At 65.5% G+C, this 23,880-nt stretch carries 28 protein-coding genes; 9 read left to right on the forward strand and 19 right to left on the reverse strand.

The genetic code is table 11. The features are described 5' to 3' along the window. Nucleotides 1-23 precede the first annotated feature (23 nt). A complete protein-coding gene (locus tag I6L39_RS13565) occupies nt 24-1,262 on the reverse strand; it encodes an MFS transporter (protein ID WP_216989929.1) in 1,239 nt (412 codons plus the stop codon). Further along, nucleotides 1,255-1,758: a nucleoside deaminase gene (locus I6L39_RS13570; RefSeq protein WP_216989930.1), complete on the reverse strand. Its 504-nt coding sequence runs from the start codon at nt 1,756-1,758 to the stop codon at nt 1,255-1,257. Before I6L39_RS13570 ends, I6L39_RS13565 begins: the two co-directional genes overlap by 8 nt. Before the next feature lie 121 nt (nt 1,759-1,879). Here I6L39_RS13570 and I6L39_RS13575 point away from each other — a divergent pair, with 121 nt between their 5' ends. Then, the gene (locus I6L39_RS13575; protein ID WP_042077082.1) at nt 1,880-2,722 is read left to right on the forward strand and encodes a LysR family transcriptional regulator; all 843 of its coding nucleotides are present in this window, start codon (nt 1,880-1,882) and stop codon (nt 2,720-2,722) included. A 22-nt stretch (nt 2,723-2,744) separates the two neighbouring features. Here I6L39_RS13575 and I6L39_RS13580 read toward each other — a convergent pair whose 3' ends face one another. From I6L39_RS13580 to I6L39_RS13600, 5 genes are all read right to left on the reverse strand, one after another. Then, nucleotides 2,745-3,212: a GyrI-like domain-containing protein gene (locus I6L39_RS13580; protein ID WP_042077069.1), complete on the reverse strand. Its 468-nt coding sequence runs from the start codon at nt 3,210-3,212 to the stop codon at nt 2,745-2,747. Between the two features lie 19 nt (nt 3,213-3,231). Further along, on the reverse strand, nt 3,232-3,387 hold the full coding sequence (gene rsmS / locus I6L39_RS13585; RefSeq protein ID WP_209791532.1) for a pleiotropic regulatory protein RsmS: 156 nt from the start codon (nt 3,385-3,387) through the stop codon (nt 3,232-3,234). 76 nt (nt 3,388-3,463) lie between these two features. Beyond that, nucleotides 3,464-3,934: an acyl-CoA thioesterase gene (locus I6L39_RS13590; protein ID WP_216989931.1), complete on the reverse strand. Its 471-nt coding sequence runs from the start codon at nt 3,932-3,934 to the stop codon at nt 3,464-3,466. A gap of 28 nt (nt 3,935-3,962) precedes the next feature. Further along, complete coding sequence (locus tag I6L39_RS13595) at nt 3,963-4,262, reverse strand: hypothetical protein (protein ID WP_216989932.1); 300 nt, start codon at nt 4,260-4,262, stop codon at nt 3,963-3,965. After that, nucleotides 4,259-5,113: a DMT family transporter gene (locus I6L39_RS13600; RefSeq protein WP_216989933.1), complete on the reverse strand. Its 855-nt coding sequence runs from the start codon at nt 5,111-5,113 to the stop codon at nt 4,259-4,261. The genes I6L39_RS13595 and I6L39_RS13600 overlap by 4 nt, the downstream gene beginning before the upstream one ends. Nucleotides 5,114-5,175: 62 nt before the next feature. Here I6L39_RS13600 and I6L39_RS13605 point away from each other — a divergent pair, with 62 nt between their 5' ends. Next, nucleotides 5,176-5,826, forward strand: coding sequence for a tellurite resistance TerB family protein (locus I6L39_RS13605; RefSeq protein WP_216989934.1), 651 nt, complete (start codon nt 5,176-5,178; stop codon nt 5,824-5,826). 163 nt (nt 5,827-5,989) lie between these two features. Then, nucleotides 5,990-6,448 carry a GNAT family N-acetyltransferase gene (locus I6L39_RS13610; RefSeq protein WP_216989935.1) on the forward strand — a complete coding sequence of 153 codons (459 nt, stop codon included), beginning with the start codon at nt 5,990-5,992 and terminating at the stop codon, nt 6,446-6,448. A gap of 71 nt (nt 6,449-6,519) precedes the next feature. Here the strand turns inward: I6L39_RS13610 and I6L39_RS13615 are convergent, their stop codons facing one another. The 5 genes from I6L39_RS13615 to I6L39_RS13635 form a co-directional block, all read right to left on the reverse strand. Then, nucleotides 6,520-7,239 carry a hypothetical protein gene (locus I6L39_RS13615; protein ID WP_216989936.1) on the reverse strand — a complete coding sequence of 240 codons (720 nt, stop codon included), beginning with the start codon at nt 7,237-7,239 and terminating at the stop codon, nt 6,520-6,522. After that, on the reverse strand, nt 7,224-7,766 hold the full coding sequence (locus I6L39_RS13620; protein WP_216989937.1) for an RNA polymerase sigma factor: 543 nt from the start codon (nt 7,764-7,766) through the stop codon (nt 7,224-7,226). The genes I6L39_RS13615 and I6L39_RS13620 overlap by 16 nt, the downstream gene beginning before the upstream one ends. Before the next feature lie 7 nt (nt 7,767-7,773). Continuing rightward, the gene (locus tag I6L39_RS13625; RefSeq protein WP_052447014.1) at nt 7,774-8,193 is read right to left on the reverse strand and encodes a hypothetical protein; all 420 of its coding nucleotides are present in this window, start codon (nt 8,191-8,193) and stop codon (nt 7,774-7,776) included. Between the two features lie 53 nt (nt 8,194-8,246). After that, complete coding sequence (locus I6L39_RS13630) at nt 8,247-9,053, reverse strand: substrate-binding domain-containing protein (protein WP_216989938.1); 807 nt, start codon at nt 9,051-9,053, stop codon at nt 8,247-8,249. A gap of 146 nt (nt 9,054-9,199) precedes the next feature. Then, complete coding sequence (locus I6L39_RS13635; RefSeq protein WP_216989939.1) at nt 9,200-10,621, reverse strand: PLP-dependent aminotransferase family protein; 1,422 nt, start codon at nt 10,619-10,621, stop codon at nt 9,200-9,202. Between the two features lie 120 nt (nt 10,622-10,741). On the opposite strand from I6L39_RS13635, the gene I6L39_RS13640 reads away from it, so the two are divergent. From I6L39_RS13640 to cydX, 3 genes are read left to right on the forward strand one after another with little or no spacing between them, the layout of a single operon-like run. Continuing rightward, nucleotides 10,742-12,313: a cytochrome ubiquinol oxidase subunit I gene (locus I6L39_RS13640; RefSeq protein ID WP_216989940.1), complete on the forward strand. Its 1,572-nt coding sequence runs from the start codon at nt 10,742-10,744 to the stop codon at nt 12,311-12,313. Beyond that, nucleotides 12,313-13,440 carry a cytochrome d ubiquinol oxidase subunit II gene (cydB, locus tag I6L39_RS13645; RefSeq protein WP_216989941.1) on the forward strand — a complete coding sequence of 376 codons (1,128 nt, stop codon included), beginning with the start codon at nt 12,313-12,315 and terminating at the stop codon, nt 13,438-13,440. Before I6L39_RS13640 ends, cydB begins: the two co-directional genes overlap by 1 nt. 24 nt (nt 13,441-13,464) lie before the next feature. Beyond that, nucleotides 13,465-13,578 carry a cytochrome bd-I oxidase subunit CydX gene (gene cydX / locus I6L39_RS13650; RefSeq protein WP_005310033.1) on the forward strand — a complete coding sequence of 38 codons (114 nt, stop codon included), beginning with the start codon at nt 13,465-13,467 and terminating at the stop codon, nt 13,576-13,578. Between the two features lie 69 nt (nt 13,579-13,647). Here the strand turns inward: cydX and I6L39_RS13655 are convergent, their stop codons facing one another. The 5 genes from I6L39_RS13655 to I6L39_RS13675 all read right to left on the reverse strand — a co-directional run bounded on the left by I6L39_RS13655 (nt 13,648) and on the right by I6L39_RS13675 (nt 17,251). Continuing rightward, nucleotides 13,648-14,820: an MFS transporter gene (locus I6L39_RS13655; protein ID WP_216989942.1), complete on the reverse strand. Its 1,173-nt coding sequence runs from the start codon at nt 14,818-14,820 to the stop codon at nt 13,648-13,650. 267 nt (nt 14,821-15,087) lie between these two features. Next, nucleotides 15,088-15,891: a 2,5-didehydrogluconate reductase DkgB gene (gene dkgB, locus I6L39_RS13660; RefSeq protein WP_216989943.1), complete on the reverse strand. Its 804-nt coding sequence runs from the start codon at nt 15,889-15,891 to the stop codon at nt 15,088-15,090. Between the two features lie 91 nt (nt 15,892-15,982). Then, nucleotides 15,983-16,273: a putative quinol monooxygenase gene (locus tag I6L39_RS13665; protein WP_216989944.1), complete on the reverse strand. Its 291-nt coding sequence runs from the start codon at nt 16,271-16,273 to the stop codon at nt 15,983-15,985. Nucleotides 16,274-16,464: 191 nt separating this feature from the next. Further along, a complete protein-coding gene (locus tag I6L39_RS13670) occupies nt 16,465-16,824 on the reverse strand; it encodes a VOC family protein (protein WP_216989945.1) in 360 nt (119 codons plus the stop codon). Nucleotides 16,825-16,864: 40 nt separating this feature from the next. Further along, nucleotides 16,865-17,251: a DUF6404 family protein gene (locus I6L39_RS13675; RefSeq protein ID WP_042077045.1), complete on the reverse strand. Its 387-nt coding sequence runs from the start codon at nt 17,249-17,251 to the stop codon at nt 16,865-16,867. Between the two features lie 190 nt (nt 17,252-17,441). On the opposite strand from I6L39_RS13675, the gene I6L39_RS13680 reads away from it, so the two are divergent. Beyond that, nucleotides 17,442-18,344 (forward strand): LysR family transcriptional regulator, encoded by a 903-nt coding sequence (locus I6L39_RS13680; protein WP_216989946.1) that lies wholly within the window; start codon nt 17,442-17,444, stop codon nt 18,342-18,344. A 181-nt stretch (nt 18,345-18,525) separates the two neighbouring features. Here the strand turns inward: I6L39_RS13680 and glpK are convergent, their stop codons facing one another. Both glpK and I6L39_RS13690 read right to left on the reverse strand, forming a co-directional pair. After that, entirely contained in the window at nt 18,526-20,028 is a 1,503-nt protein-coding gene (gene glpK / locus I6L39_RS13685; protein ID WP_042077080.1) for a glycerol kinase GlpK, read from the reverse strand. Nucleotides 20,029-20,071: 43 nt separating this feature from the next. Further along, on the reverse strand, nt 20,072-20,920 hold the full coding sequence (locus I6L39_RS13690) for an MIP/aquaporin family protein (protein WP_216989947.1): 849 nt from the start codon (nt 20,918-20,920) through the stop codon (nt 20,072-20,074). Nucleotides 20,921-21,410: 490 nt separating this feature from the next. Here I6L39_RS13690 and glpT point away from each other — a divergent pair, with 490 nt between their 5' ends. Continuing rightward, the gene (gene glpT, locus I6L39_RS13695) at nt 21,411-22,766 is read left to right on the forward strand and encodes a glycerol-3-phosphate transporter (protein WP_042077040.1); all 1,356 of its coding nucleotides are present in this window, start codon (nt 21,411-21,413) and stop codon (nt 22,764-22,766) included. Between the two features lie 101 nt (nt 22,767-22,867). Continuing rightward, nucleotides 22,868-23,626, forward strand: coding sequence for a DeoR/GlpR family transcriptional regulator (locus I6L39_RS13700; protein WP_042077039.1), 759 nt, complete (start codon nt 22,868-22,870; stop codon nt 23,624-23,626). Nucleotides 23,627-23,880: the final 254 nt, after the last annotated feature.

Here is a 23,880-nt window from a genome sequence, read left to right on the forward strand (position 1 = left end):
GACGTCAGGGCAAGGGGGTCGGATCAGGCTGGCGTGTTGTCGGGCGCCGGCATAGCCATTGTCTCCGCCTGGCTTCGAGGCAGGCGCATCGCGCCTGGGTAGTGGCGGGGATCGAGGCGCAGCACCAGCAGGCTCATCAGCACCAGGGCGCCGAGCTGCCACTGCCAGGCGGTGGCGAAGTCACCGCTCAAGTTGTGCAGCCGGGCCGCCACCCAGGGGCCGGTGGCCGCCACCATGAAGCCGACCCCCTGCATCAGGGCGCAGAGGGCGCCGGCGCGGCGCGGGTCCGGCAGGTGATCGAGCGCAATGACCATGATGAGGGAGAAGCTCCCCCCAAGCCCGGCGCCACACAGCAGGCACCAGAGAATGGGGGCGCTGGTCGGCGCCAGCCAGAGACCGCCAAAACCCGCCAGCTGCAAGGCGATGGCGAGTGCCATCCAGGGGCGTCTGTCCAGCCGACCGGCCGCCAGCAGGGGCAGGCCGAGGCCGCTCGCGGTCTGGGCCAGGGCGAGCCAGGCCACCAGCTCGCCCCCTTGCTGGGCGCTCCAGCCCGCCGCCATGTAGGCCGGGGCCAGCCAGGCCACGACGATGCCGTAGCCGCTGTTGATGATGCCAAAGCAGGCGATGAGCAGCCAGGTGCGGGGCAGGCTGATGAGGCGCTGCTCGCCGCCGCCGGATACCGCCACCGGCGCCGCAGGCAGCCGCACCCGCCAGGCGAGCCAGCCGAGGGCCAGCAGCACCGGCAGGCTCCAGAGCGCCAGCGCCCTGGACCAGTCCATATGCTCGGCGAGGCGCGGGGTGAGCACGGCCCCCAGCGCCCCGCCCCCCATCATGCAGGCGGAGAAGATCCCCATCACCAGGGGCACCTTGCGGGCGAAGCCCTGCTTGATGAGGCCGGGCAAGACCCCCTGCACCAGGGCCGAACCCAGGCCGCAGAGGGCGGCACTCGCGATGAGCAGGGCGCCGCTCGCCAGCTCGACGCGCAGGGCGCTGCCGAGGGCGAGGAGCAGCAGGGCCGCCCCGAGCAGGGGACGCGGTCCCGTGCGGCCAAGAAGCGCCGGGGTGAGCAGGACGCCGACCCCGATAAGCCAGAGTGGCAGCAGGGTGACCCAGGCCAGGGTGTCCATCCCGAGGGCGAGCCTGGCGTCTAGTTGGGGCGCCAGGGGGCCGATGGCGGTGAGGAAGGGACGCAGGTTGAGGGCGATCAGGATCACCAGCACCAGCAGGGCGCCGCTGCCAGGGGAGATGAAGCGCTTATTCATGGGGCAGGGGGCCGTAGAGGGCCTCGGCCGGAATGGGGCTCGCCAGCTTGACGAGGGGCAGGGGCGGCGGGCAGAGCGGCAGTCTCAGCCTGTCGTAGGCGGCGCCGCTGTCAAAGCCGAAGGGGGCGGCGTCCGCGTTGTCGAAGGCGTAGTAGACCGCCTGGATGCCGTTCATCACCAGGGCGGACAGACACATGGGGCAGGGGTGGCCGCTGGCATAGACGATGGCACCGGCCAGCGGCCCCTGGCGGCTCCCTTCCCGCAGCGCTTCCAGCTCCGCGTGGCGGGTGGGGTCGCCCGCCTCCAGCATGCGGTTGACGGCGCTCGCCACCAGCCGGTTGTCCCGCACCAGCAGGGCGGCGAAGGGACGGCCTCCCTGCTGGCGGTGGGTCAGGGCCAGGTGCAGGGCCTGCTCCAGCCACTCCTGATGGCTGGGGGACGAGAGGGCGGTGAGGGTGCGAAGGAGGCGGTCACCGGACTGGCTGGGGTGTGGCATGGGTCATCCTGGAAAAAGACAAGGGATGGACGCAGCCTAGAGGCTAGCCATGTCATTTGGAAATTAAATGATAAAATGACTTTCAGTGGTTTTATAAATGGAATGACCCATGGAGCGCCCCCTGCTGGATCCCCAACTGCTGCGCAGCTTCGTCGCCATCGTCGAGACCGGCAGCTTTACCCGCGCCGGCGAGCGGGTCCACCTGACCCAGTCCACCCTGAGCCAGCAGATGCGCCGCCTGGAGCAGCAGCTCGGCTGCACCCTGCTCGACCGCTCCGGTCGCCAGGTGGTGACCACGGCCCAGGGGGAGACCCTGCTCGGCCTGGCGCGCCGCATCCTGGGGCTGCTGGCCCGGGCGAGCGAGCGGGTGGGGGAGGCGAGCCTGCCCCTGCGCCTCGGGGTGCCTGAGGATTTCGCCGCGGGGGCCATGACCAGGGTGCTGGCCAGCTTTGCCCGTCAGCATCCCGAGGTGAGGCTGGAGGTGCACAGCGATCTCAGCCACGCCCTGTGGCAGGGGTTCGAGGCGGGGGAGCTGGATCTGGCCCTGATCAAGCAGGGGGGCGGGCAGGGGGAGCCCATCGCCCGCTGGCGCGAGCCGCTCGCCTGGGTCGACAGCCGGGAGTGGCCCGCCGCCGGGCGAGTGCCGCTGCCCCTGGCGGTGTTTCCGAGCGAGGGGCTCTACCGGCGCCAGATCACCGACACCCTGGATGCCGAGGGGATCCCCTGGCGCATCGCCTATGTGAGCGCCAGCCTCGCCAGCCTGCAGGGCGCGGTGAGCGCCGGGATAGGCGTCAGCCTGCTGCCCGCCCGCTTGCGGCAACCGGATCAGGTGGTGCTGACAGGCTGGCCCGAGGTGCGCCCGGTGGAGCTGGCCCTGCATCAGGGGCCTGGCACGAGCGAGCCCCTCGCCCGGCTGGGGGAGGCCCTGATGGCGCTCTGTGACGAGGTGATGGGACCGAGGTAGGCACAACCCCGGGCCCGATGGCTCAAGCCAGGGAGTGCCTCGGCACCACGGCGAGCCAGAGCTCCACCTCGCCGCTGCCGGTGGCGGCGTCAAAGTCGGCGCCGTAGCGTTCGAAGTCCGGCTTGTGGGCCGACTCCCAGCCGGAGCCGGCCAGCCAGTCGAGGGCTCCCTGCCAGGTCTGGGGCATGGTGGAGACATGGCCCAGATGGCGGAAGACCGCATAGGTCTGGGGCGTGATGCGCATCCGGCCGAGCCCGGGGGGCAGCACCTCCAGGGCGGCGACCTCCACCGCGCACATATATTCACAGGTCGTGGGGGTCACGCCGCAGATGACGCCGTAGGCGTGCTCCCCGAGCTGGCCAGGCAGGGGCGTGAAGGCGCCGAAGTCACGCCACTGGCCGCCGAAGTCGGCGTGCTGGAACTCGTGGTGGCGGCGCAGGCCGCCAAGCAGCATGGCGCTGCCGGTCTCAAAGCGGATGGGCTCTGACATGGCGTCTCCGGTGACAGGGTCAGTGATCCCGGCCCTCCCTCAGCTTGCGCTCATAGTCCTGACGGACGATGGCGAGCGCCGCCAGGGCGAGCTCGGGGGCTATCTGGTTGGTCTCAAGCAGCTCGATCAGATCGACGGCGAGCTGCACCTCGGCGGGGGCGGTTTCCAGTGACATTGTGTTCTCTCGTGGATGGGGGGCGCCATTATAGCGCCGGCGGCCCGTGAAACACGCCCCGGTTGCGGGCTTGCCCTCACAGATGCTGGCGCATCTCCTTGTCTATCTCCGCGCGCAGGGCCATCAGCTTCCTGGCGTACTGCTGCAACTGCAGATCGCCCTCGCTCACCGGTTGCCACTGGGGGACCCGGGTCGGGTTGCCCTGCTCGTCCATGGCCACGAAGATGATGATGCAGTGGGTGGTCTTGTGGCGCTCGGGGTCGGTGGGGTGGCGGCTGTAGACATCCACCGCCAGGTGCATGCTGGTGGTGCCCGTGTGGATCACCTTGGCGTGCACCTCCACCAGCTGGCCTATCTGGATGGGGCGCAGGAAGCGGATGCCCCCCACGTAGACGGTGACGGCATAGCCGCTGCACCAGCCGGCGGCGCAGGCATAGCCGGCCTGATCGATCCACTTCATCACCATGCCGCCGTGCACCTTGCCGCCGAAATTCACGTCGGCGGGCTCGGCCAGAAACTGCAGGGTCAGCTCGCGGGGTGGGGTCATGTGTTCTCCTCTGTGGGTTGTCCAGGCATCACTGCCGGTAACTCTTGCGGTAGGCCTCGGCCTGCTGGCAGGGGGGCAGATTCGAAAAGTCGGGGCGCTTGTTGCCCTCCCGCTGGCCAAAGCTGGCGAATTCCTGCTGGCAGCGGGTCACCTTGCCCCCCTCCTTGATGCAGGCGTCGATGCGCTGCTGCCTGCCCTGCACGATCAGCTGCTGCTGGGCGTTGAGGCAGGCGCGATCCAGTCCGGCCTGGTGGGTTTCCCTGTCCTGTTCGGCGGCGAGCAGGCCGCCCGACAGGCCGCAGGCGAAAAGCAGTATGACAATCTTCATGATGGTTTGTCTCCCGTTGGGGGGCGTCCCGCAATGACCAGAGCTATCCCCCCCAGGATGCCCAGCGATGACAGTGACAGCCGCCAGGACCAGGACTCATCCAGCAAGAGGAGGCCGGCCATGGCGGCGAGCAGTGGCACCAGCAGTTGCACGCTGGCGGCCAGGGTACGCCCCAGCTGGGGCAAGACCAGATACCAGAGCGCATAGCCAAGGCCTGAGGCCAGCGCCCCCGAGGCCAGGGCGTAGCCGATGGCGGTCGGGCTGGCCTCGAGTCGGCCCAGCAGCAAGTAGATCAGGGCCGCGGGCAGGCTGGCCCGCAGGAAGTGACCGGCGTTGGCGGCGAGGGCGTCGGCAAAGCGCGGCGCGCGCAGGGTATAGCAGGCCCAGGCGATGCCGGCGGCGATCATCAGGACGGCCCCCAGGGGGTCGGGGGCCGTGATGCCGGGCAGCAGCAGCAGGATCAGCCCGGCGGCGGCGATGAGCAGGCCTGTCCACTGGAGGGGAGGCAGTCGCTCCCCGCGCAGCAGGGGCGGGGCCAGCATGCTGAGCTGGACGGCGGCGAACAGCAGGAGGGCCCCGGTGCCTGCGGTCAGGGTCAGGTAGGCAAAGGAGAAGGCGGCGCCATAGGTGACGAGGGCCAGGGCGCCGCCCCAGTCCCCCTGGCGGGGCGGCTGGGGGCGGCGGGCCGAGCAGAGCAGGATCAGCACCAGGGCGCCGCTGGTCAGGCGCAGCAGGGTGAACAGCGCCGGATCCATGCGCTCTTCGAACAGCGCCAGACGGCAGAGAACCGAGTTGGCGGCGAACGCCACCAGGGTCAGCAGGGTCAGCAGCAACAGACGGGACGGCGGCATTTATTCACCTTGAGTTCAGTGGCGGCGAACCAGCATGAAACACTATGCAACGAGGAGGGGCTATGAAACAAATACTCGATCAACTGCTGAGCAGCGGCAAGGGCTGGCTCGACGACGGTGGTGACACGCGCAAGGCCCAGATGAAGGGCATGGCCCAGGGCGGGCTGGCCGCCGGGGCCATGGCGCTGCTGCTTGGCAACAAGAAGATGCGCAAGTACGGCACCAAGGTGGCGGCGGTGGGCGGCGCGGCGGCCCTGGGTGGCCTGGCCTACAAGCTCTATCAGGACTGGCAGGCCCAGCAGTCCGCCCCGGCTCAGCCCACCCATCCCCTCGACACCCTGCAGGGCAATGCGCTGGATGCCCGCGCCACCCTCCTGGTGCGCGCCATGGTGGCGGCGGCCCGGGCCGACGGCCACATCGACGCCGCCGAGCGCCAGAAGATCCAGGCGTACCTGACCGAGCAGGGGGAGCGGGATGCGGCTCGCTGGATCGACGCCGAGCTGGCCCGCCCCCTCGATCCCCACGTCCTGGCGCGGGAGGTGACCGACATGGAGCTGGCGACCGAGGTCTACCTCGCCTCCCTGCTCGCCATCGAGGTGGATCACTTCATGGAGCGCGGTTATCTGGACGAGCTGGCTAGGGCATTGAAGCTCGATGACAACCTCAAGGGCAGCATAGAGCGGCAGGTGGCCCAGCTGAACGGGCCGGGTTGAGCCGCGCCATCGTGTTGACGACCAGGCCCCATCGCGGGGCCTGGTCGTTTTCTTCGGGCGGCTTGCTGGTTGCCGGTGCAAGCCAGTAAGATGCGGGCTCAGGCCAAAGGGTGACGGATGAGACTCTATCATCCCCGCCGGCCCACCATGCAAGGAGCATCAGGTGAACATTCGCAAGGCCAATGAACAGGATATCGACGCCATCCTCGAGCTGAACCGGCAGATAGGAGAGATCCACTTCGAGCAGGCCCCACAGGTGTTTCGCCCCCCATCCCCCGAGGAGCGCACCTTCTTGCTCGATGCCATCGCCGCCGAAGGTCGGCTGTTTTGCGTGGCGGTGGTGGCGGGCAAGGTGGCGGGCTTTCTGACCGCGCGCATCGACATCAACGAGACCATCCCTTTTCTCAGCAAGCAGCCCATTTGCCGCATCAGTACAGTGGTGGTCGATGAGGGGCATCGCTCCCAAGGCATCGGCCGTGCGCTGATCGCCCATTGTGACGGCTGGGGCAAGGCCCGGGGCGCGAGTCAGCTGCGCCTGGAGGTGATGTCGTTCAACACGCGGGCCAAGGCACTTTACGAATCCTTGGGTTTTACCCGCCAGTCGGAGATTTACGCCCGATAAGCCGGTGAGCCGCGCGATGAACAAGGCCCCGTTATGGGGCCTTGTTGCTGTCGCAGGGACTGCGCTCGTGCTCAGCTCTCCGCCGGCCAGGGGCCGAGCTCGATGCAGTGGCCGCGATAGAGCGGGCGCTCGCTCCCCTTCGCCATCACCAGCAGCTCGCTGCTCGCCTTGAGCTGCTTCCATTCGGTCGGGCTCATCAATCGGCCCGCCATGACCTCCCCGAGGGGGGCCAAGGGCACCAGCTTGGCGGACTCTTTGTCGCGCATCCAGAGCATGGCGTCGGTGGGCAGGCTGAGCGGGCTCGCCTGGTTCTGTTGCAGGCGGATGCTGGACTGGCCCGGCCGCTTGCCCTGATAGGCCACCAGCACGAAGGGAGCCTCCTCGCCCGCGGAGGACATCATGGCCAGGTAGCGCACCGGCTGGATGGGGGCGGAGGGCCAGGGGAGCAGCGGCTGCAGCCACAACCCGAGCAGCAGGGAGGCGGCCATGGCGAGCGGCCACCACAGGCGATGGGGCCTGGGTTTGGGAGAGATCCCCTGCTCTATGTTGCGCCAGACGCTGCGGGGCAGGGGCGGGGCGGGCTGGGGTTGATGCAGCAGGGGTTGATGCAGCAGGGGATCCAGATGTTGTTGCCACTGCTCGATCCACTGCCACCAGTCGGGGTCGCGGGCCATCAGCCGGCTCATCCTGCCCTGCACCCGCGGGCTCAGGGTGCCCAGCACATATTCGCCGGCGAGCCGCTCGCGCAGGGCGGGATCCCGGTAGCGTTGGGGGGTCACTGGGTCAGACATAGCTTGAGCTCCTCCAGTCCGCGCCGGATCCAGGACTTGACTGTGCCAAGCGGGGTCTGGGTGTGGGTGACGATCTCCTGGTGGCTCAGGCCGTGGCGATAGGCGAGTACGATGGCGTTGCGCTTGTCGGCACAGAGCCGCCCGAGGCAGTGCTCGAGGGAGAAAGAGGGGGCAAGCCCCTCTGTGTCTCCTGGCCGGGTCTCCTGGCTGGTTCTCTCCTCCCAGGACTCCTCCAGCGGGGTCTCCCCGTGGCGCTTCTTCGCCCGCAGGGCGTCGATGGCCAGATTGCGCATGCACTGGCAGAGCCAGGCCCAGGGGTAGTCGACGGGATGGGCGCCCTGACCGTGCCAGATCTTCAAAAAGCCCTCCTGCAATATGTCCGCGGCCCATTGCCTGTCTTTCAGCAGGCCATAGAGCATGGCGTACAGGGGCTGGCCCGTCAGCTGGTAGAGGGCTTCAAACGCCTGCTTGTCCCTCTGCTTGCTGCGGGCGAGCAGGTGGGCGAGCTGCTGGTTGTCGATGTTCACTCAGACCTCATAGTTGGACGCGGTGCCAGACATGCTTCACGCCATCCCCGCGGCTCTGGCCGGGCTGCTCATCCTTGATCCAGCGATAGAGCGGCTGGCCACGGTAGCTCCACTGATAGCGGCCGTCGTCGCGCAGGACCAGGCCGATCCCGGCGTCTGCGGCCTTGCCGACCCCCGCCTTGACCTGCTCCGCGCTGGCCAATGCGGGCGGCCACTTCTCGGCGCACTCAGCATAACAGGTTGATTTTCCTTGGGCATCCTTGTCGAAGCGGTAGAGGCTGAAGCCCTTGGCATCGACCAGATAGGCCTTGCCGTTCTCCGTCATCCGGGCGATGGGCAGCTGCTCGGCGCCGCTCAGGGGCTGGGTGTCCAGGGCACAGGCCGAGGCGAGGGGCAGGCAGGCGAGGCTGATGAGGAACTTGTTCATGGCGTTCTCCTTGGGTTTGTTGGCGATGGTCTTTGGGTTATGGGAGGTCAGGGTTAACGGGTCCAACCATCCTGGGCGAAGAAGGGCTCGCCCTTGGGGCTGTCGATGAAGTCGAGGAAGCGCTGGGCGCCGGCATCCGCGCCCTGCGCCTTGCTGATCAGCAGGCCGCGATAGACGCGGCGCTCCGGCTCGATCTCGACGAAGTCGGCCTTGTCCTGGTGGTTCAGGGGCCAGTGCACCCAGGTGATCCAGGCATCGGCCTGCTGATTGGTGAAGGCCCGGAAACTGGCGCCGCTGCCCTGCTCGAAGGCGACGATGTTGCGCCGCAGCTTCTGCACATCGGCCAGCTTGCCCTTGCGGCCGGCCACGTCTTCCCAGAGGCCGGTGCCCGAGGTGTTGTAGTTGCCGAGCCCCTCGGTCACCACCACCTTGAGGGGGCGGTTGATCAGATCCTCCACCCCCGTGATCTGCGCCGGGTTGCCCTTCTGCACCGCGATGACGCTGCGGCGCAGGTAGTAGGCGTGGGCGCTCTGGGGGTCGAGGAAGGGGTAGCTTCGCAGGTAGGCGGACATGGATTGCTCGGCCCCGGCGAAGATGAGATCCGCATCCTTGACGGCCCTGTCGCGCCAGCCATGTTCGGGGCCGGCGGTGACCTCGACCGGGATCCCGGTCTCCTGCTGGAAGGCCGCGGCCGCCCGTTTCAGGGCGGTGTCCGGGCCACCGGGGCCATAGAGGCGGATCACGCCGTCGCCGGCCTGATGGACGGGGTCGGTCTGGGCAGACTGGGGGAGGGTAGCGGCCTGCAGCGGCTGGATAAGGGCCGAGCAGAGCAGGGCGAGCCAGAGGGGTTGGGATTTCATCGTCTCTCCTTGATTGAGGTTCAAGCAAGAGACGCGGGAGGAAGGCGATTGGATGCAGCCGAGCAGAAAAAAATCGGCGTCGTCGAGTCGGGGCCGCCTAAGTCGACGGCGAGCCCGCCTCGCAGGCGGGCTCAGAGGCAAAGTGGCTAGCCCTGGTCGGTGCCGAGCTGCTGGTGGATCAGCGCCGCCAGCCGGGCAAGGGCCGCCTCCAGCGCCGGGCTCCAGGGATGGGAGCTGTTCAGGCGCAGGCAGTGGTTGTGCTGGCCCTGGCTCGAGAACAGCGCCCCCGGCGCGAGTGAGAAGCCACAGGCCAACGCCTGTGTGTGCAGGGCCCGACCGTCGAGGCGGGGGTCGAACTCCAGCCAGAGGAAGTAGCCGCCATCCGGGGCGCTGATCCGCACCTCCTCCGGGAAGAGGCGCAGCAGGGCTGCCCGCATCTGCTGCTGGCGCTGGGCCAGGTTGTGGCGCAGGCGGCGAAAGTGGGCGTCCACCCCGCCCTGGCGCAGCATGTCGGCGAGCGCGAGCTGGCTCGGCACATTGGTGGAGAGGGTCGATATGAGCTGCAGCCGCTGGATGCGCTCGGCATGGGGCCCCGCCACCACCCAGCCGACCCGAAAGCCCGGCGCCAGGCATTTGGAAAACGAGCCGCACAGCAGGCTCTCTCCCCGCGCATCCCAGCACTTGATGGGGCGGGGGCGCTCGCGGCCAAAGTAGAGCTCGGCGTAGACGTCGTCCTCCACCAGGGGCACCCGGTGTGCGTTGAGCAACTGCATCAGCGCCTCCTTGTGGCCATCCGGCATGGTGTGGCCCAGGGGGTGCTGGACGTTGCCCATCAGCCAGCACGCCTTGATGGGGCGCTCGGCGAGCGCCTGGGCCAGCAGCGCGAGATCGATGCCGACCCCGGGGCGCACCGGGATCTCCACCACGTTGAGCTTGAGCCGCTCGATGGCCTGCAGGGCGCCGTAGAAGGTGGGTGACTCCACCACCACCCAGTCTCCCGGCTCGGTCAGCACCTGCAGGCTGAGGGAGAGCGCCTCCATGGCGCCGGTGGTGATGATGATCTCTTGGGGGTCGACCGCCAGGCCGTCGTCCGCGTAGCGGCGGGCGATGGCCCGGCGCAGGATCTCGTTGCCGGGGGGGAGGTCCGCCACCGTGCTGAAGGGATCGAGCCGGCGCATGCAGCTCCCCAGGGCCCGGCCGAGCTGGGGGTGGGGGAAGAGGGCGGGATCCGCCACCGCCATGCCCAGCGGCACCAGATCCCGGGACTTGCTCGCCTGCAGCACCTCGAACACCAGATCGTTGATGTCCACAGATCCGCTGTAGCGGGCCTGCCGGGGGGCGCTGATGCGCTGGGGGGAGGCGGCGGCCTTGACGTAGTAGCCGGACTGGGGCCGGGCCAGCACCAGGCCGCGGCTCTCCAGCAGCTGATAGGCCTGCAGCACCGTCATGGGGCTCAGGTTGTGGGTCTTGCAGCTCTGGCGGATGGAGGGGATGCGCTCCCCCGCTCGCCAGACGCCGCTCTCTATCTGTTGCTGCAGCTGATCTGCCAGTTGGCCGTAGCGGGACATGGTGGGCTCAAACTGTTATAGGTGGATTTCACTATAACTGCATCTGTTATAGGTGTCATGGCGCGTGTTGTACTGAACGGGCGAAAACCTGCCTGTTAAATGCAACATAGAGAGTCATGCATGATAAGCCTGGATGATGTGGTCAGCCTCTCCCGAATACAGTTCGGCGCGACGGCGATGTTCCACTTTCTGTTTGTGCCCCTCACCCTGGGGCTGTCCTGGATCCTGGTGATCGCCGAGTCGGCCTACGTGATGACCGGCAAGGTGATCTACAAGGACATCACCCGCTTCTGGGGCAAGCTGTTCGGCATCAACTTCGTGATGGGGGTGACCACGGGGATCACCCTGGAGTTCCAGTTCGGCACCAACTGGGCCTACTACTCCCACTACGTCGGCGACATCTTCGGCACCCCGCTGGCGGTGGAGGGGCTGATGGCCTTCTTCCTCGAATCCACCCTGGTGGGCCTCTTCTTCTTCGGCTGGGACAAGCTCTCCCGGGGTCAGCACCTGCTGGTGACCGCGCTGGTGGCGCTCGGTTCCAACCTCTCCGCGCTCTGGATCCTCATCGCCAACGGCTGGATGCAGAACCCGGTCGGCGCCGAGTTCAACCCCATGACGATGCGCATGGAGCTGACCGACGTGGCGGCGGTGATCTTCAACCCGGTGGCCCAGGTCAAGTTCGTGCACACGGTGGCGGCGGGCTACGTGGCCGCCTCCCTGTTCGTGATGGGGGTGAGCAGCTGGTATCTGCTGCGCCGCATGGAGGTGCGCTTCGCCCTGCGATCCTTCGCCATCGCCTCGGGCTTCGGCCTCGCCGCCATCCTCTCGGTCATCGTGCTCGGGGACGAGTCGGGCTATCGCACCGGCGAGGTGCAGAAGGTGAAGCTCGCCGCCATCGAGGCGGAGTGGCACACCGAGCCTGCCCCTGCCTCCTTCACCCTGTTCGGCCTGCCGGATCAGAGCGCCGAGACCACCCACGCCGCGGTCAAGATCCCCTATCTGATGGGCATCATCGCCACCCGCTCCCTGGATGAGCAGGTGACCGGCCTCAAGGATCTGAAAGCGCAGCACGAGAAACGCATCCGCAGCGGCATGCTGGCGTACGACGCCCTGGAGGCGCTGCGCTCAGACGGGAGCAATGCCGAGGCCAGGGCCACCTTCGAGCGCCACCGCGCCGATCTCGGCTACGGCCTGCTGCTGACCCCCCATACCAAGGAGATTGGCAAGGCGGACGAGGCGGCCATCGCCAAGGCTGTCGATGACTCCATTCCCCAGGTGGCGCCGCTGTTCTGGAGCTTCCGGCTGATGGTGGGCATAGGGGTGGTGTTGCTGGCGCTCTTTGCCGCCGCCTTCCTGCAACTGTGCCGGGGCCGGCTGGTGCAATCGACCCGACTGCTCAAGGCCTTGTTCTGGAGCATACCGCTGCCCTGGATTGCCATCGAGGCGGGCTGGTTCGTGGCCGAGTTCGGTCGCCAGCCCTGGACCATCAGCGAGGTGCTGCCGGTCTCGGCCTCCGTCTCCCTGCTGCGCCCGGGCCAGCTCTGGTTCAGCCTGATCGCCATCTTCCTCATCTACAGCACGCTGCTGGTGGTGGAGCTGTTCTTGTTGCGTCACGTGATCCGCAAAGGGCCCGCCAGCCTGCAGACGGGTCGTTATCAAGGTGAAGTGTTGAAAAACGGGAGTCCCGTCTGATGGATTACGAAATCCTGAAACTCGTCTGGTGGGGGCTGGTACTCTTCCTGCTCATCGGCTTCGTGGTGATGGATGGCTTCGATCTCGGGGTCGGCATGCTGTTGCCCGTGGTGGCCAAGGACGATGAGGAGCGGCGGGTGCTGCTCAACAGCGTGGGCCCGGTGTGGGAGGGCAACCAGGTGTGGCTCATCGCCGGTGCCGGCACCCTGTTCGCCGCCTGGCCCCTGGTCTATGCCGCCTCCTTCTCGGCGCTCTACGTGCCCTTCATGTTCCTGCTGTTCGGCCTCTTCCTGCGCCCGGTCGGTTTTGACTATCGCAGCAAGCTGCCGGATCCCCAGTGGCGCCGCTGGTGGGACCGTGCCCTGGTGGTTGGCGCCCTGCTGCCGACCCTGGTGTTTGGCGCGACCCTCGGCTTCTTGCTGCAGGGGCTGCCGTTTCGCTTCGACTCGGCTCTGCGCATCCACTACGGCGCCTTCGAGTTCCACTGGCCGCTGCTCCTGACCTGCATGGGCACGGCGCTGGCCCTGCTGATGCTGCACGGCTCCAGCTTCCTGCAGTGCAAGACTCAAGGGGTGATAGCGGCGCGCTGCGCCCGCCACAGCCGCTGGCTCGGCCCGCTGGCGAGCGGCCTGTTTGCCCTGGGCGGCTTCTGGCTCAGCCAGATGCGGGGCTACCGGATAGCCGAGATGGGGGATCCCAACGGCGCCCTGACGCCCCTGATGAAGCAGGTAACGACGGCACCGGATGGCTGGTTTGGCAACTTCGTGGCGCACCCCGGACTCTGGGCCGTGCCTGCCCTGGGCCTCTTGCTGCCGCTCTTGAGCACGCTGGCAAGCGCCCTTGGCTGGGCGCGGCTGGCCATCGTCGCCAGCGGCGGTGCCTGCGCCGCCATGATGTTGACCATCGCCATCGCCCTGTTCCCCTTCGTGCTGCCCTCGTCCCTGGATCCGTCGAGCAGCCTGACCCTGTGGGACGGCACCTCCAGCGAGCGTACCCTGCTTATCATGCTGGGCATCGTCGGCGTGCTGATGCCCATCAACATCGGTTACACCCTCTGGGTCTACTGGGTGGCGCGGGGCAAGATGAGCACCGAGCAGGTGCGCGAACACGGCCATAGCCTCTACTGACACGGGAATTGAGGAGTCTTCGATATGTGGTATTTCACCTGGATACTGGGGCTGGGGTTTGCGCTGCTGTGCGGCCTGGTCAATCTGCTCTGGCTGGAGGCGCGCTGGGCCGCGGATGAGGATCTCAAGGAGTCTTGAGCCGCGCCATCTTGCCAATGAAAAAGGCCGACACCCAGTGTCGGCCTTCTCGTTCTTTTGCGTGGCGGATCAGATTGCCGGCGCCAGTCTGGCTTCGCGCTTCTCGCTGGCATGGGTCAGACCATAGGCCAGCAGCACGATGAGGGCGCCGATCCAGGGGGTGTGCATCAACCCCAGGTGCTCCACCACGAAACCGCCCACCACGGAGCCGAGCGCTATGCCGACGTTGAAGGCGGCGATGTTGAGGCCGGAGGCCACGTCCACGGCGTTCGGGGTGTGCTGCTCGGCCTGTTTCACCACCAGCACCTGCAGGCCGGGCACGTTGCCGAACGCGAAGGCGCCCCACACCAGCACGGTGAGCACCGCCAGCACCGGATGGGGCGCGGTGAAGGTGAGCATCAGCAGCACCAGGGCGAGACCGGCAAACAGCAGCTTGAGGGCGGGCAGCGGGCCCATCTTGTCCGCGAGCTTGCCGCCCCAGATGTTGCCGACCGCCACGGAGACGCCGTAGACCAGCAGGATCAGGCTCACCGCGTTGGCATCGAAGCCGCTCACCTGCTGCAGGATGGGGGCGAGGAAGGTAAAGGCCGTGAAGGCACCGCCGTAACCCAGCGCCGTCTTGGCATAGACCAGCAGCAAGGGCTTCCTGGTCAGCACGGCGAGCTGCTCACCCAGGCTGGCGGAAGCCCCCTTGGGCAGGTTGCCCGGGATCAGCAGCAGGCTGCCGGCCATGGCGATGACCCCGAGTGCGCTCACCACCAGGAAGGTCTCGCGCCAGCCGAACTGCTGGCCAATCCAGGTGCCGAGCGGCACGCCGGTCACCAGGGCCACGGTCAGGCCGCTGAACATGATGGCGATGGCGCTCGCCGCCTTCTCCTTGGGCACCAGGCCGGTGGCTATGGTGCTGCCCACCGAGAAGAAGACCCCGTGGGCCAGACCGGTCAGCACCCGGGCGACGATCAGGCTCTCATAGCCGGGGGCCTGCCAGGCCAGCAGGTTGCCGGCGGTGAAGAGCGCCATCAGCCCCACCAGCAGCCACTTGCGCGGCAGCTTGCCGGTGAGCGCCGTGAGCACGGGGGCGCCGATGGCGACGCCCAAGGCATAGAGGCTGACCAGGAGGCCCGCCGAGGGCAGCGAGACGTGCAGTTGGTCGGCGATGGTGGGAATGAGCCCCACGATCACGAATTCGGTGGTGCCGATCGCAAAGGCACTGAGGGTGAGGGCAAACAACGCCAGTGGCATAACAACTCCTTGGATAGTGGCTCCCGACGGGAGAATGGCGCCAGTATGCCGATGGCGTTTGTTGGTAAAAATGACGGCGATATCAAATGACTTTTGCCAAATCAGCATCAATCAGAGGCGGCAGGCCATGGGGGATAAAGGGAGCGTGCCGGGGGACGGACGAAAAAAAGCGGGAGGCATTGTGCCTCCCGCTGGTGCCGAAGAATGTCATTGAGCCTTATTTGCTCCCTTCTCCCCTTGCGGGAGAAGGGTTGGGGATGAGGGGGATCAATCCCAATTCGGTGCAAAGTCCGGGTTGGCGCAGCGCTCGCCTCTGTCCAGTGTGGCGATGGCCGCCATCTCCTCGCTACTGAGTTGTACCTTGAGGGCGGCCAGGTTGGCAGCGAGGTTCTCCCGCTTGGTAGAGCTCGGGATCACCGTCATGCCCTGGGCCAGCAGCCAGGCCAGTGACACCTGAGCCGCCGAGACGCCGTGGCGCTTGCCGATCTCCATCAGGAGCGGTTCGCTCAGTACCTTGCCATAGGCGAGCGGCATATAGGCGGTGATGGCGATGCCCTGCTCCTGGCAGAATTTCACCACCTTGCGGTTTTGCAGCAGGGGGTGGATCTCCACCTGCTGGTGGGCGATGGCGCCCGGCCCCAGGATCTCGACAGCCTGCTTGAGCTGGGCCACGGTGAAGTTGGAGACCCCGATCTCCCGGGTCAGGCCTTGTGCCTTGGCCTCGGCGAGCTGCTCCAGATAGACCGCCATCGGCACCTCATCCTGGGGGGAGGGCCAGTGAATGAGCGCCAGGTCCAGATAGTCGGTGCGCAGTTTTTCCAGGCTCAGCTCCAGGCTCGGGATCACCTTGCCCGGACCGAACTCGCTGGTCCACACCTTGGTGGTCAGGTAGATATCCTGGCGGGGGACGCCGCTTTCGCTCATCAGCTGGCCCACTTCGGCCTCGTTGTCATAGATCTGGGCGGTATCGATATGGCGATAGCCGAGCGCCAGCCCCTGGAGCAGGGAGTCACGCAGGGGCTGATCTTTCAGGCGGAAGGTTCCAAGACCCAGGTTGGGCATCTTCATCATTATTCAATTCCTCAGGTTATTGTTTTTTACGCTCAATCTTGTGCCAACCCGGCCCGCTCCTATGGCGGACAGGGGAGGGGCCGCAGGGACATCAGACGCGCCGGTAGCGGCTCACGACCCGGCTGGCAAACCAGGGGGAGGCCAGGCTGGCAAAGGCGATAAAGTGGGGCTGCTGCTGGTGGGCGAGCAGGGCGGCCTCGCTCTCCCACTCCTCGTGCAGCATCCAGCCGTGGGGGCTCTCCAGGCTCTGGTGCAACTGGTAGCGCAGACATCCCGGCTCTTGCAGGGTAGCCGCAATCAAGGGGTCCAAGGCGGCGCGAAACCGGTCAGAAAATTCGGGTTTGGCGTCAAGCTGGGCAATCACGATCACGGGGAACGGCATCTGAACCTCCTTGCAATTTCGGGGGCCAGTATGCCCGCCGCAGACTGGGGGATACAGGGCAGCAGTTGCAAAACACTATTGAGGTGAGTGCAGCAATGGGAGAGAGAAGAGACCGGCGGGCAGCCGGCGCCGGGGAAAGGTTCATATGTAAAGCAGAGAGCAGGGTGGGCTGGGGTGCCCACCCCTCGCTATCAGGCCGCCGGTTCGGACCAGACCGCAAACTCATTGCCGCTGGGCTCGACAAAGTGGAAGCGGCGGCCGCCGGGGAAGTCGAACAGCGGGCGGTTGATGATGCCGCCATGGTGCTGCACCTTGGCCTGGGTTGCCTCTATGTCGGCGCTGTAGAACACCAGCAGGGCGCCCCCCTGATGGCTGTGACTGCACAGATCGGCGCGGTAGAAGCCACCGTCCAGCCCTTCTCCCTCGAAGGCGCAGTAGTCGGGGCCGTAGTCGGCGAACTGCCAGCCAAAGGCGGCGGTGAAGAAGGCCTGGGTGGCGGCGAGATCCCTGGCCGCAAACTCCACATAATTCAGTTTTTCATGGGCTTTCATAAGGTACCGCTCCCTGCTGATAAGTGAGGCCGGGTGTCATCTATCTGGGCTGCCAGCGTTTTTGCGTGCGGATCGTGGAGTGGGGCAAGGCGTCCCAGGGCGTCAGCTTGAGCTGCTTGCGCCGAAACCAGAGCCAGGTCGCCATCAGCAGACCGAACCCTATGCCGAACAGGGCGCTCTGGCGCAGGGCGAAGGTCGGGCTCACCTCATCCTGCCAGCCGAGGTACCACATCAACACCCCCCAGATGGCACCTGTCGGCAGACCAAAGGCAAGCAGGTTGACCATAAAACGTTCATAGTGGGGCGGTCTTAGCCGCAGGCCCAGCCTGCGCAGCAGTCTGAGCAAGGGGGGATTGTAGTTGGCGTGCCACACGCCTTTGCTTTCAAGCTCCTGGTGGGCTGCCCCCAACCGCTCTGCGAAGTTCATGATGTTCATCCTTGCGATGGTTTGGCGCCATACGATGCCAATTTTCGGCATTGTAACCACAAGGCCGGGAGCAAAACAGGCGGTTGCTCACGTTATGTGGACGGCAAGATCCGTCTCTGGTGACACCTGCCTTGCCAACTCCAGGCCATTTCGCCTATAAAGGCCCATTACTCTTGCCAGGATGACAACAATGAAGACCCATTCCGATGAACTGACCCTGTTTGTGGCCGTGGTGGAGGCGGGCAGCTTTCGCCAGGCGGCGGAGAACCTCGGCATGGACAATTCGGTGGTGAGCCGCGGCATCAAGCGCCTCGAAGAGAAGCTCGCCACCGTGCTGCTCAATCGCACTACCCGCCGGGTCAGCCTGACCGAGGAGGGGAGCTGGTTCTATCAGCGGGCGGTGAAGATCCTGGCCAAGATGAGCGAGGCGGAGGGGCTGCTGCTGATGCGCCGGGAGCAGCCGGAGGGGATCTTGCGGGTCGATGCCGCCACCCCCTTCATCCTGCATCGGCTGGTGCCCATCATCGGCGAGTTTCGCCGCCGTTACCCCGGTATCGAGCTGCAACTGCACAGCTCGGAGGGCTTTATCAACCTGATGGAGCGGCGGGTGGACATGGCCATTCGCATCGGCGAGCTGACCGACTCCTCCCTGCGGGCCCTGCCGCTCGGGCGTTCCAAGCTGCGGCTGCTGGCCTCGCCGGACTATCTGGCGGCGCGCGGCACCCCGCGCCAGCCGGCGGATCTGCTGGCGGGTCACGAGCTGCTCGGCTTTTTGCATCCCGATCACCTCAACCACTGGCCCCTGCTGAGTGCGGAGCAGGGGGACAGGTTCGCCATCACCCCGACCCTGCGGGCCAGCAGCGGCGAGACATTGCGTCAGCTGGCGCTGGCGGGGCAGGGGATCGTCTGCCTGTCGGACTTCATGACGGGGGATGATCGGGCGAGCGGCGCTCTGGTGGAGGTGCTTGCCCGCAGCAACAGCGGTGCCTCGCGCCCCATCAATGCGGTCTTCTATTCCGATGCCCAGCGGGACATCCGGCTGCGGGTCTGGCTCGATTTTCTGAAGGAGCAGCTCGGCGCCGAGGCGTTGTAGAGGGCATGCCGACAGTTCCAACCCCCTCCCGGCCTCCCCCTCCACGAGGGGGAGGGGTCATTTTCTCCCCCCCTTGGCAAGGGGAGGGAACCGAGGGGGCTTGCGAGCGCCAATAAAAAGAGGCCGACATCGCTGTCGGCCTCTTCAGTTTTTTCATCTCAAGGATGCACCGGTTGCCCGATCAATCCTCCTCGGCCCAGCGGCGTGAGCGTTCCACCGCCTTCTTCCAGCCGTTGTAACGCTTGGCGCGATCGTCCCTGTCCATCTGCGGGATGAACTCGCGGTCCACGCTGAACTTGTCTTCCAGCTCTTCCGAGCTCTTCCAGAAGCCGACGGCCAGGCCGGCCAGGAAGGCGGCGCCCATGGCGGTGGTCTCGATACGGGTCGGACGCACCACGGGGGTGTGCATCATGTCGGCCTGGAACTGCATCAGGAAGTCGTTGGCCACGGCGCCGCCGTCCACCTTGAGGGCCGCCAGCTTGATGCCGGAGTCCTGCTGCATGGCATCCAGCACGTCGCGGCTCTGGTAGGCGATGGATTCCAGCGCCGCACGGATGATGTGGTTGCGGTTCGCGCCCCGGGTCAGGCCGACCATGGTGCCGCGAGCATACGGATCCCAGTAGGGGGCACCCAGACCGACGAAGGCCGGTACCAGGTAGACGCCGTTGGTGTCGCCCACCTTGGAGGCGAAGTAGTCGGTGTCGCGGGCATCGTGGATGATCTTGAGCTCGTCACGCAGCCACTGGATGGTGGCGCCGCCCATAAACACGGCACCCTCGAGGGCATAATTCACTTCCCCTTTCGGACCGATGGCGACCGTGGTCAGCAGGCCGTTGCTGGAGCGCACCGGCTCGGTGCCGGTGTTCATCAGCATGAAGCAGCCGGTGCCGTAGGTGTTCTTGGCCATGCCCTTCTCGAAGCAGAGCTGACCGAACAGGGCAGACTGCTGGTCACCGGCGATGCCGGCGATGGGGATGCGGGCGCCGCCGCCACGGGTGGTGTAGCCATACACCTCGGAGGAGGGTTTGACTTCCGGCAGCATGGACATGGGGATGCCCAGCTCGTCCAGCATGCGCTGATCCCACTTCAGATCGCGGATGTTGTAGAGCATGGTGCGCGACGCGTTGGTCGGATCGGTGACGTGCACCTCGCCGTTGGTCATCTTCCACACCAGCCAAGTGTCGATGGTGCCGAACAAGAGCTCGCCGTTCATCGCCTTCTCGCGGGCCCCTTCCACGTTGTCCAGGATCCACTTCACCTTGGTGCCGGAGAAGTAGGCGTCCAGCACCAGACCGGTGTTCTCGCGCACATACTCTTCCAGGCCGCGGGCCTTGAGCTCCTCGCAGATGGCGGCGGTGCGGCGGCACTGCCATACGATGGCATTGTAGATGGGCTTGCCGGTGGCCTTTTCCCAGACGACTGTGGTCTCACGCTGGTTGGTGATGCCGATGGCGGCGATCTGCTCGCTGTGCAGGCCGCTCTTGGCCAGCACCTCGGTGAAGACGGAGGACTGGGTCGCCCAGATCTCCATGGGGTCGTGCTCAACCCAGCCCGCCTTGGGGTAGTGCTGGGTGAATTCGCGCTGGGAGGTCGCGACGATGTTGGCATCCTGATCGAAGACGATGGCACGGGAGGAGGTGGTTCCTTGATCCAGCGCGACGACATATTTCTTTTCAGCAGACATGATGTTCTCCACGTTCTTATTTTCCACGTTGGGGGGACCGCTCTCAGGCGGCGGCCTCTTCTTTATTGGACAGCTTGGCGGCTTCTTCGGTGGCGACGCGGTTGCCCGGGACGCAGGGAGCCAGCACTTTCACATACAGGGCGGTACCAAGCTGGGCGCCGACGATGGGGCCGAGGATGGGAACCCAGAAGTAGGGGTTGTCACGACCGCCGGTCAGGGCCACGTCACCCCAGCCTGCGACGAAGGCGAACAGCTTGGGACCAAAATCACGGGCCGGGTTCATGGCAAAGCCGGTCAAGGGGCCGAGGGAGGCGCCGATCACCGCGATCAGGATACCGATCAGCAGGGCGGCGGCGAAGCCCTTGGGGGCGCCGTTGTTGTTGTCACCCAGCGCCATGATGCCCAGCATCAGCACGGCGGTGATCACCAGCTCGACCGCGAACGCCTGCATGTTGGAGAGCAGGGCATTGGGGTAGGTGGAGAAGATGCCGGCGGTGCCGAGGCTCTCGACGCTGCCGCGCACCACGTTGTGGGTCAGCTCCCACTGGGTGAACAGGTTGCTGTAGAGGGCGTAGACCAGGGCGGCGGAGGCGAAGGCCCCGGCTATCTGGGCGATGATGAAGGGCACCACCTTGCGCTTGTCGAAGCCGCAGAAGGTCATCAGGGCCAGGGTCACGGCAGGGTTGAGGTGGGCACCGGAGATGCCACCGGTCACATAGATGGCGATGGCGACACCCAGGCCCCAGGTAATGGAGATTTCCCATTGCCCGAAGTTGGCGCCAGCCAGCACCAGGGCGGCCACGCAGCCGACGCCGAAGAAGATCAGCAGGCCGGTGCCGATAAACTCGGCGAGGCACTCGCCAAGCAGGGTATTGGGTCTTTGTATGCTCATAGTTGTTATTCCTTATATCCACCCACAGTAGGTTTGATGTTCCGTTTCGTTATCTTGCATTCCCATTTATTGCGTCCGAAAACGTTTCTTCTTGTTGTTTGAGTCTGCGCAAACGTTATGCTCGTTTGCGCTCGTTCTTGGACGAGTGAGAAAATAAACCTTCTGTGCCAATTCACCAGACCCCCGCCACCGGAAATGTGGGCAAGATCCCATTCATTGCTAAGAAAATGTGACGAAAAGCAACTCTCAGGGTCTTAAATACTCCTTAGTGGGTATCCTAAACCCTTGTTCCACGCGGTCTGGCCGTCGATGCGCGATCACTCACGGGGTGATTTATTTTGTAATAAAACTGCAATAATTCCGTCTGCATCACAGATTAAATGTTCACAAATGAGCACAATCAGCTCGCTTGCGAATCAGGACTCATCTGGTCGCCAGCTTGACCGGGGCACCCTCAACCGCCCATGACAACAATAAAAGGAAGCAGAACATGCTTAGTCTCTTCAGGCCTGCACCCCATATCGACAGGCTACCGGCCGACAAGATAGATCCCTTCTACAAGCGCCTGCGCTGGCAGGTGTTCTTCGGGATCTTCTTCGGCTATGCCGGCTACTACCTGGTACGGAAAAACTTCAGCCTAGCGATGCCCTACCTCATCGAGCAGGGTTTCTCCCGCGGCGATCTGGGTCTGGCCCTCTCCGGGGTCTCCATCGCCTACGGCCTCTCCAAGTTCCTGATGGGGAACGTGTCGGACAGATCCAACGCCCGTTACTTCCTCTCCGCCGGCCTGCTGCTGTCGGCCGGCATCATGTTTATGATGGGCACCATGCACTGGGCCACCTCCAGCATCGCCATCATGTTCGTGCTGCTGTTCCTGAACGGCTGGGCACAGGGCATGGGCTGGCCGCCCTGCGGCCGCACCATGGTGCACTGGTGGTCACAGAAGGAGCGGGGGGAGATCGTCTCGGTCTGGAACGTGGCCCACAACGTGGGCGGCGGCATGATAGGCCCGCTGTTCATCCTCGGCATGGGCTGGTTCAACGACTGGCGCAGCGCCTTCTACGTGCCGGCGGCGGCGGCGGCGGCCATCGCGGTGATCGCCTTCTTCGTGATGCGCGACACCCCGCAATCGGTCGGTCTACCCCCCATCGAGGAGTACAAGAACGACTATCCGAAGGATTACAACGAGAGCCACGAGCAGGAGTTCTCCGCCAAGGAGATCTTCATGAAGTACGTGCTGCACAACAAGCTGCTCTGGTACATCGCCATCGCCAATGCCTTCGTCTATCTCATCCGTTACGGCGTGCTGGACTGGGCGCCCACCTACCTGAAAGAGGCGAAGGATTTCAGCGTGGATCACTCCTCCTGGGCCTACTTCCTCTATGAGTGGGCGGGGATCCCGGGCACCCTGCTGTGCGGCTGGATCTCGGACAAGATGTTCAAGGGCCGCCGCGCCCCGGCCGGCATCCTGTTCATGGTGCTGGTGACCCTGGCGGTGCTGGTCTACTGGTTCAACCCGGCGGGCAACCCGACCATCGACATGATGGCCCTGGTCGCCATCGGCTTCCTCATCTACGGCCCCGTCATGCTGATCGGCCTCTACGCCCTGGAGCTTGCGCCGAAGAAGGCGGCCGGCACAGCGGCGGGTTTCACCGGGCTGTTCGGTTATCTGGGCGGCGCGGTCGCGGCCAACGCCATGCTGGGCTATACCGTCGACCACTTCGGCTGGGACGGTGGCTTCATGGTGCTGACCATCTCCTGCGTGCTCTCCATCGTGCTGCTGGCCATGACCCTCAAGCACGAGAACATCTCGATCGCGCACAAGGCCGCTGCCGATAAGGCATAAAACGTGATCCTGCCCTTATCGATTGGAAAAGGGATAGGGTACACTGCCAAAGGCCCCGCACCTGCCGGGGCCTTTTTTCGTCTCATCTGCGGAGTGCAAGCGTGAAGCAAACCCAACGACATCTGGAGATCCTGGACGTCCTGACCCGGCAGGGTTTCGTCTCGACCGACGATCTGGTGACCCATTTTGACGTCAGCCCCCAGACCATTCGCCGGGATCTGAACGATCTCGCCGAACAGAACAAGATCCGGCGCCATCACGGCGGGGCCTCATTGCATTCGAGCACCGTCAACACCGCCTACAGCGCCCGCAAGGTGATGCAGCTCAAGGAGAAGGAGCGCATCGCCCGGGAGGTGGCCGCCAACATCCCCGACGGTTCGTCCCTCTTCATCGACATCGGCACCACCACAGAGGCCATCGCCCGTGCCCTGCTGGATCACCGGGAGCTGCGCATCGTCACCAACAACCTGAACGTGGCCAGCATCCTCACCGCCAAGGATGACTTCACCGTCATCATCGCCGGGGGCGAGATCCGCAACCGGGATGGCGGCATCGTGGGGGAGGCGACCCGCGACTTCATCGGCCAGTTCCGCATGGACTACGGCGTCATCGGTATCTCGGGCATCGACAGCGACGGCTCATTGCTCGATTTCGACTACCACGAGGTGAAGATCGCCCAGGCCATCATCGCCCATTCCCGCCAGGTGTTCCTGGCCGCCGACCACACTAAGTTCGGCCGCAACGCCATGGTCAACCTCGGCAACCTCAGCCAGATCCACGCCCTGTTCACGGATCAGGAGCCGCCGGAGAAGCTGATGCGACTGATGTCTCAGCATCAGATCGCCTGCCATATCTGCTGATATTTCCACTGCTCTAGCATCAGGCCGCCCTGTGGCGGCCGCTTTTCTTTCTGCACACCCCCGGTCTGCGGCGTCTCCCTTGCGGCGCCAAAAAGGCCAGTTCCAGGCGCTGAATTCCATACCTTGAGCCCCTGGCTCTGCACCAGTACATCAGGAGCCAGTTCCCCCGCACCAGGCGCTTGCCCCAGACGCCCGGCGGCATGCCCCATGAGGGCTTTCACGCCATCGCGTCCATCGCCTCGTCTCGTGCACGT

The organism is Aeromonas sp. FDAARGOS 1409, assembly GCF_019048705.1.
In the GTDB taxonomy this organism is placed as follows: Bacteria; Pseudomonadota; Gammaproteobacteria; order Enterobacterales; family Aeromonadaceae; genus Aeromonas; species Aeromonas sanarellii.

What these genes read in the sequence shown, in the direction of transcription:
- I6L39_RS13640 (WP_216989940.1), top strand. Translation starts at nt 10,742, where the DNA reads ATGATAAGCCTGGATGATGTGGTCAGCCTCTCCCGAATACAGTTCGGC.
- I6L39_RS13630 (WP_216989938.1), bottom strand. Translation starts at nt 9,053, where the DNA reads ATGAAATCCCAACCCCTCTGGCTCGCCCTGCTCTGCTCGGCCCTTATC.
- I6L39_RS13615 (WP_216989936.1), bottom strand. Translation starts at nt 7,239, where the DNA reads ATGTCTGACCCAGTGACCCCCCAACGCTACCGGGATCCCGCCCTGCGC.
- I6L39_RS13655 (WP_216989942.1), bottom strand. Translation starts at nt 14,820, where the DNA reads ATGCCACTGGCGTTGTTTGCCCTCACCCTCAGTGCCTTTGCGATCGGC.
- I6L39_RS13665 (WP_216989944.1), bottom strand. Translation starts at nt 16,273, where the DNA reads ATGCCGTTCCCCGTGATCGTGATTGCCCAGCTTGACGCCAAACCCGAA.
- rsmS (WP_209791532.1), bottom strand. Translation starts at nt 3,387, where the DNA reads ATGTCACTGGAAACCGCCCCCGCCGAGGTGCAGCTCGCCGTCGATCTG.
- I6L39_RS13670 (WP_216989945.1), bottom strand. Translation starts at nt 16,824, where the DNA reads ATGAAAGCCCATGAAAAACTGAATTATGTGGAGTTTGCGGCCAGGGAT.
- I6L39_RS13675 (WP_042077045.1), bottom strand. Translation starts at nt 17,251, where the DNA reads ATGAACTTCGCAGAGCGGTTGGGGGCAGCCCACCAGGAGCTTGAAAGC.
- I6L39_RS13590 (WP_216989931.1), bottom strand. Translation starts at nt 3,934, where the DNA reads ATGACCCCACCCCGCGAGCTGACCCTGCAGTTTCTGGCCGAGCCCGCC.
- cydX (WP_005310033.1), top strand. Translation starts at nt 13,465, where the DNA reads ATGTGGTATTTCACCTGGATACTGGGGCTGGGGTTTGCGCTGCTGTGC.
- I6L39_RS13570 (WP_216989930.1), bottom strand. Translation starts at nt 1,758, where the DNA reads ATGCCACACCCCAGCCAGTCCGGTGACCGCCTCCTTCGCACCCTCACC.
- I6L39_RS13595 (WP_216989932.1), bottom strand. Translation starts at nt 4,262, where the DNA reads ATGAAGATTGTCATACTGCTTTTCGCCTGCGGCCTGTCGGGCGGCCTG.
- I6L39_RS13625 (WP_052447014.1), bottom strand. Translation starts at nt 8,193, where the DNA reads ATGAACAAGTTCCTCATCAGCCTCGCCTGCCTGCCCCTCGCCTCGGCC.
- I6L39_RS13690 (WP_216989947.1), bottom strand. Translation starts at nt 20,920, where the DNA reads ATGAGCATACAAAGACCCAATACCCTGCTTGGCGAGTGCCTCGCCGAG.
- dkgB (WP_216989943.1), bottom strand. Translation starts at nt 15,891, where the DNA reads ATGATGAAGATGCCCAACCTGGGTCTTGGAACCTTCCGCCTGAAAGAT.
- I6L39_RS13635 (WP_216989939.1), bottom strand. Translation starts at nt 10,621, where the DNA reads ATGTCCCGCTACGGCCAACTGGCAGATCAGCTGCAGCAACAGATAGAG.
- I6L39_RS13680 (WP_216989946.1), top strand. Translation starts at nt 17,442, where the DNA reads ATGAAGACCCATTCCGATGAACTGACCCTGTTTGTGGCCGTGGTGGAG.
- cydB (WP_216989941.1), top strand. Translation starts at nt 12,313, where the DNA reads ATGGATTACGAAATCCTGAAACTCGTCTGGTGGGGGCTGGTACTCTTC.
- I6L39_RS13600 (WP_216989933.1), bottom strand. Translation starts at nt 5,113, where the DNA reads ATGCCGCCGTCCCGTCTGTTGCTGCTGACCCTGCTGACCCTGGTGGCG.
- glpT (WP_042077040.1), top strand. Translation starts at nt 21,411, where the DNA reads ATGCTTAGTCTCTTCAGGCCTGCACCCCATATCGACAGGCTACCGGCC.
- I6L39_RS13605 (WP_216989934.1), top strand. Translation starts at nt 5,176, where the DNA reads ATGAAACAAATACTCGATCAACTGCTGAGCAGCGGCAAGGGCTGGCTC.
- I6L39_RS13565 (WP_216989929.1), bottom strand. Translation starts at nt 1,262, where the DNA reads ATGAATAAGCGCTTCATCTCCCCTGGCAGCGGCGCCCTGCTGGTGCTG.
- I6L39_RS13580 (WP_042077069.1), bottom strand. Translation starts at nt 3,212, where the DNA reads ATGTCAGAGCCCATCCGCTTTGAGACCGGCAGCGCCATGCTGCTTGGC.
- glpK (WP_042077080.1), bottom strand. Translation starts at nt 20,028, where the DNA reads ATGTCTGCTGAAAAGAAATATGTCGTCGCGCTGGATCAAGGAACCACC.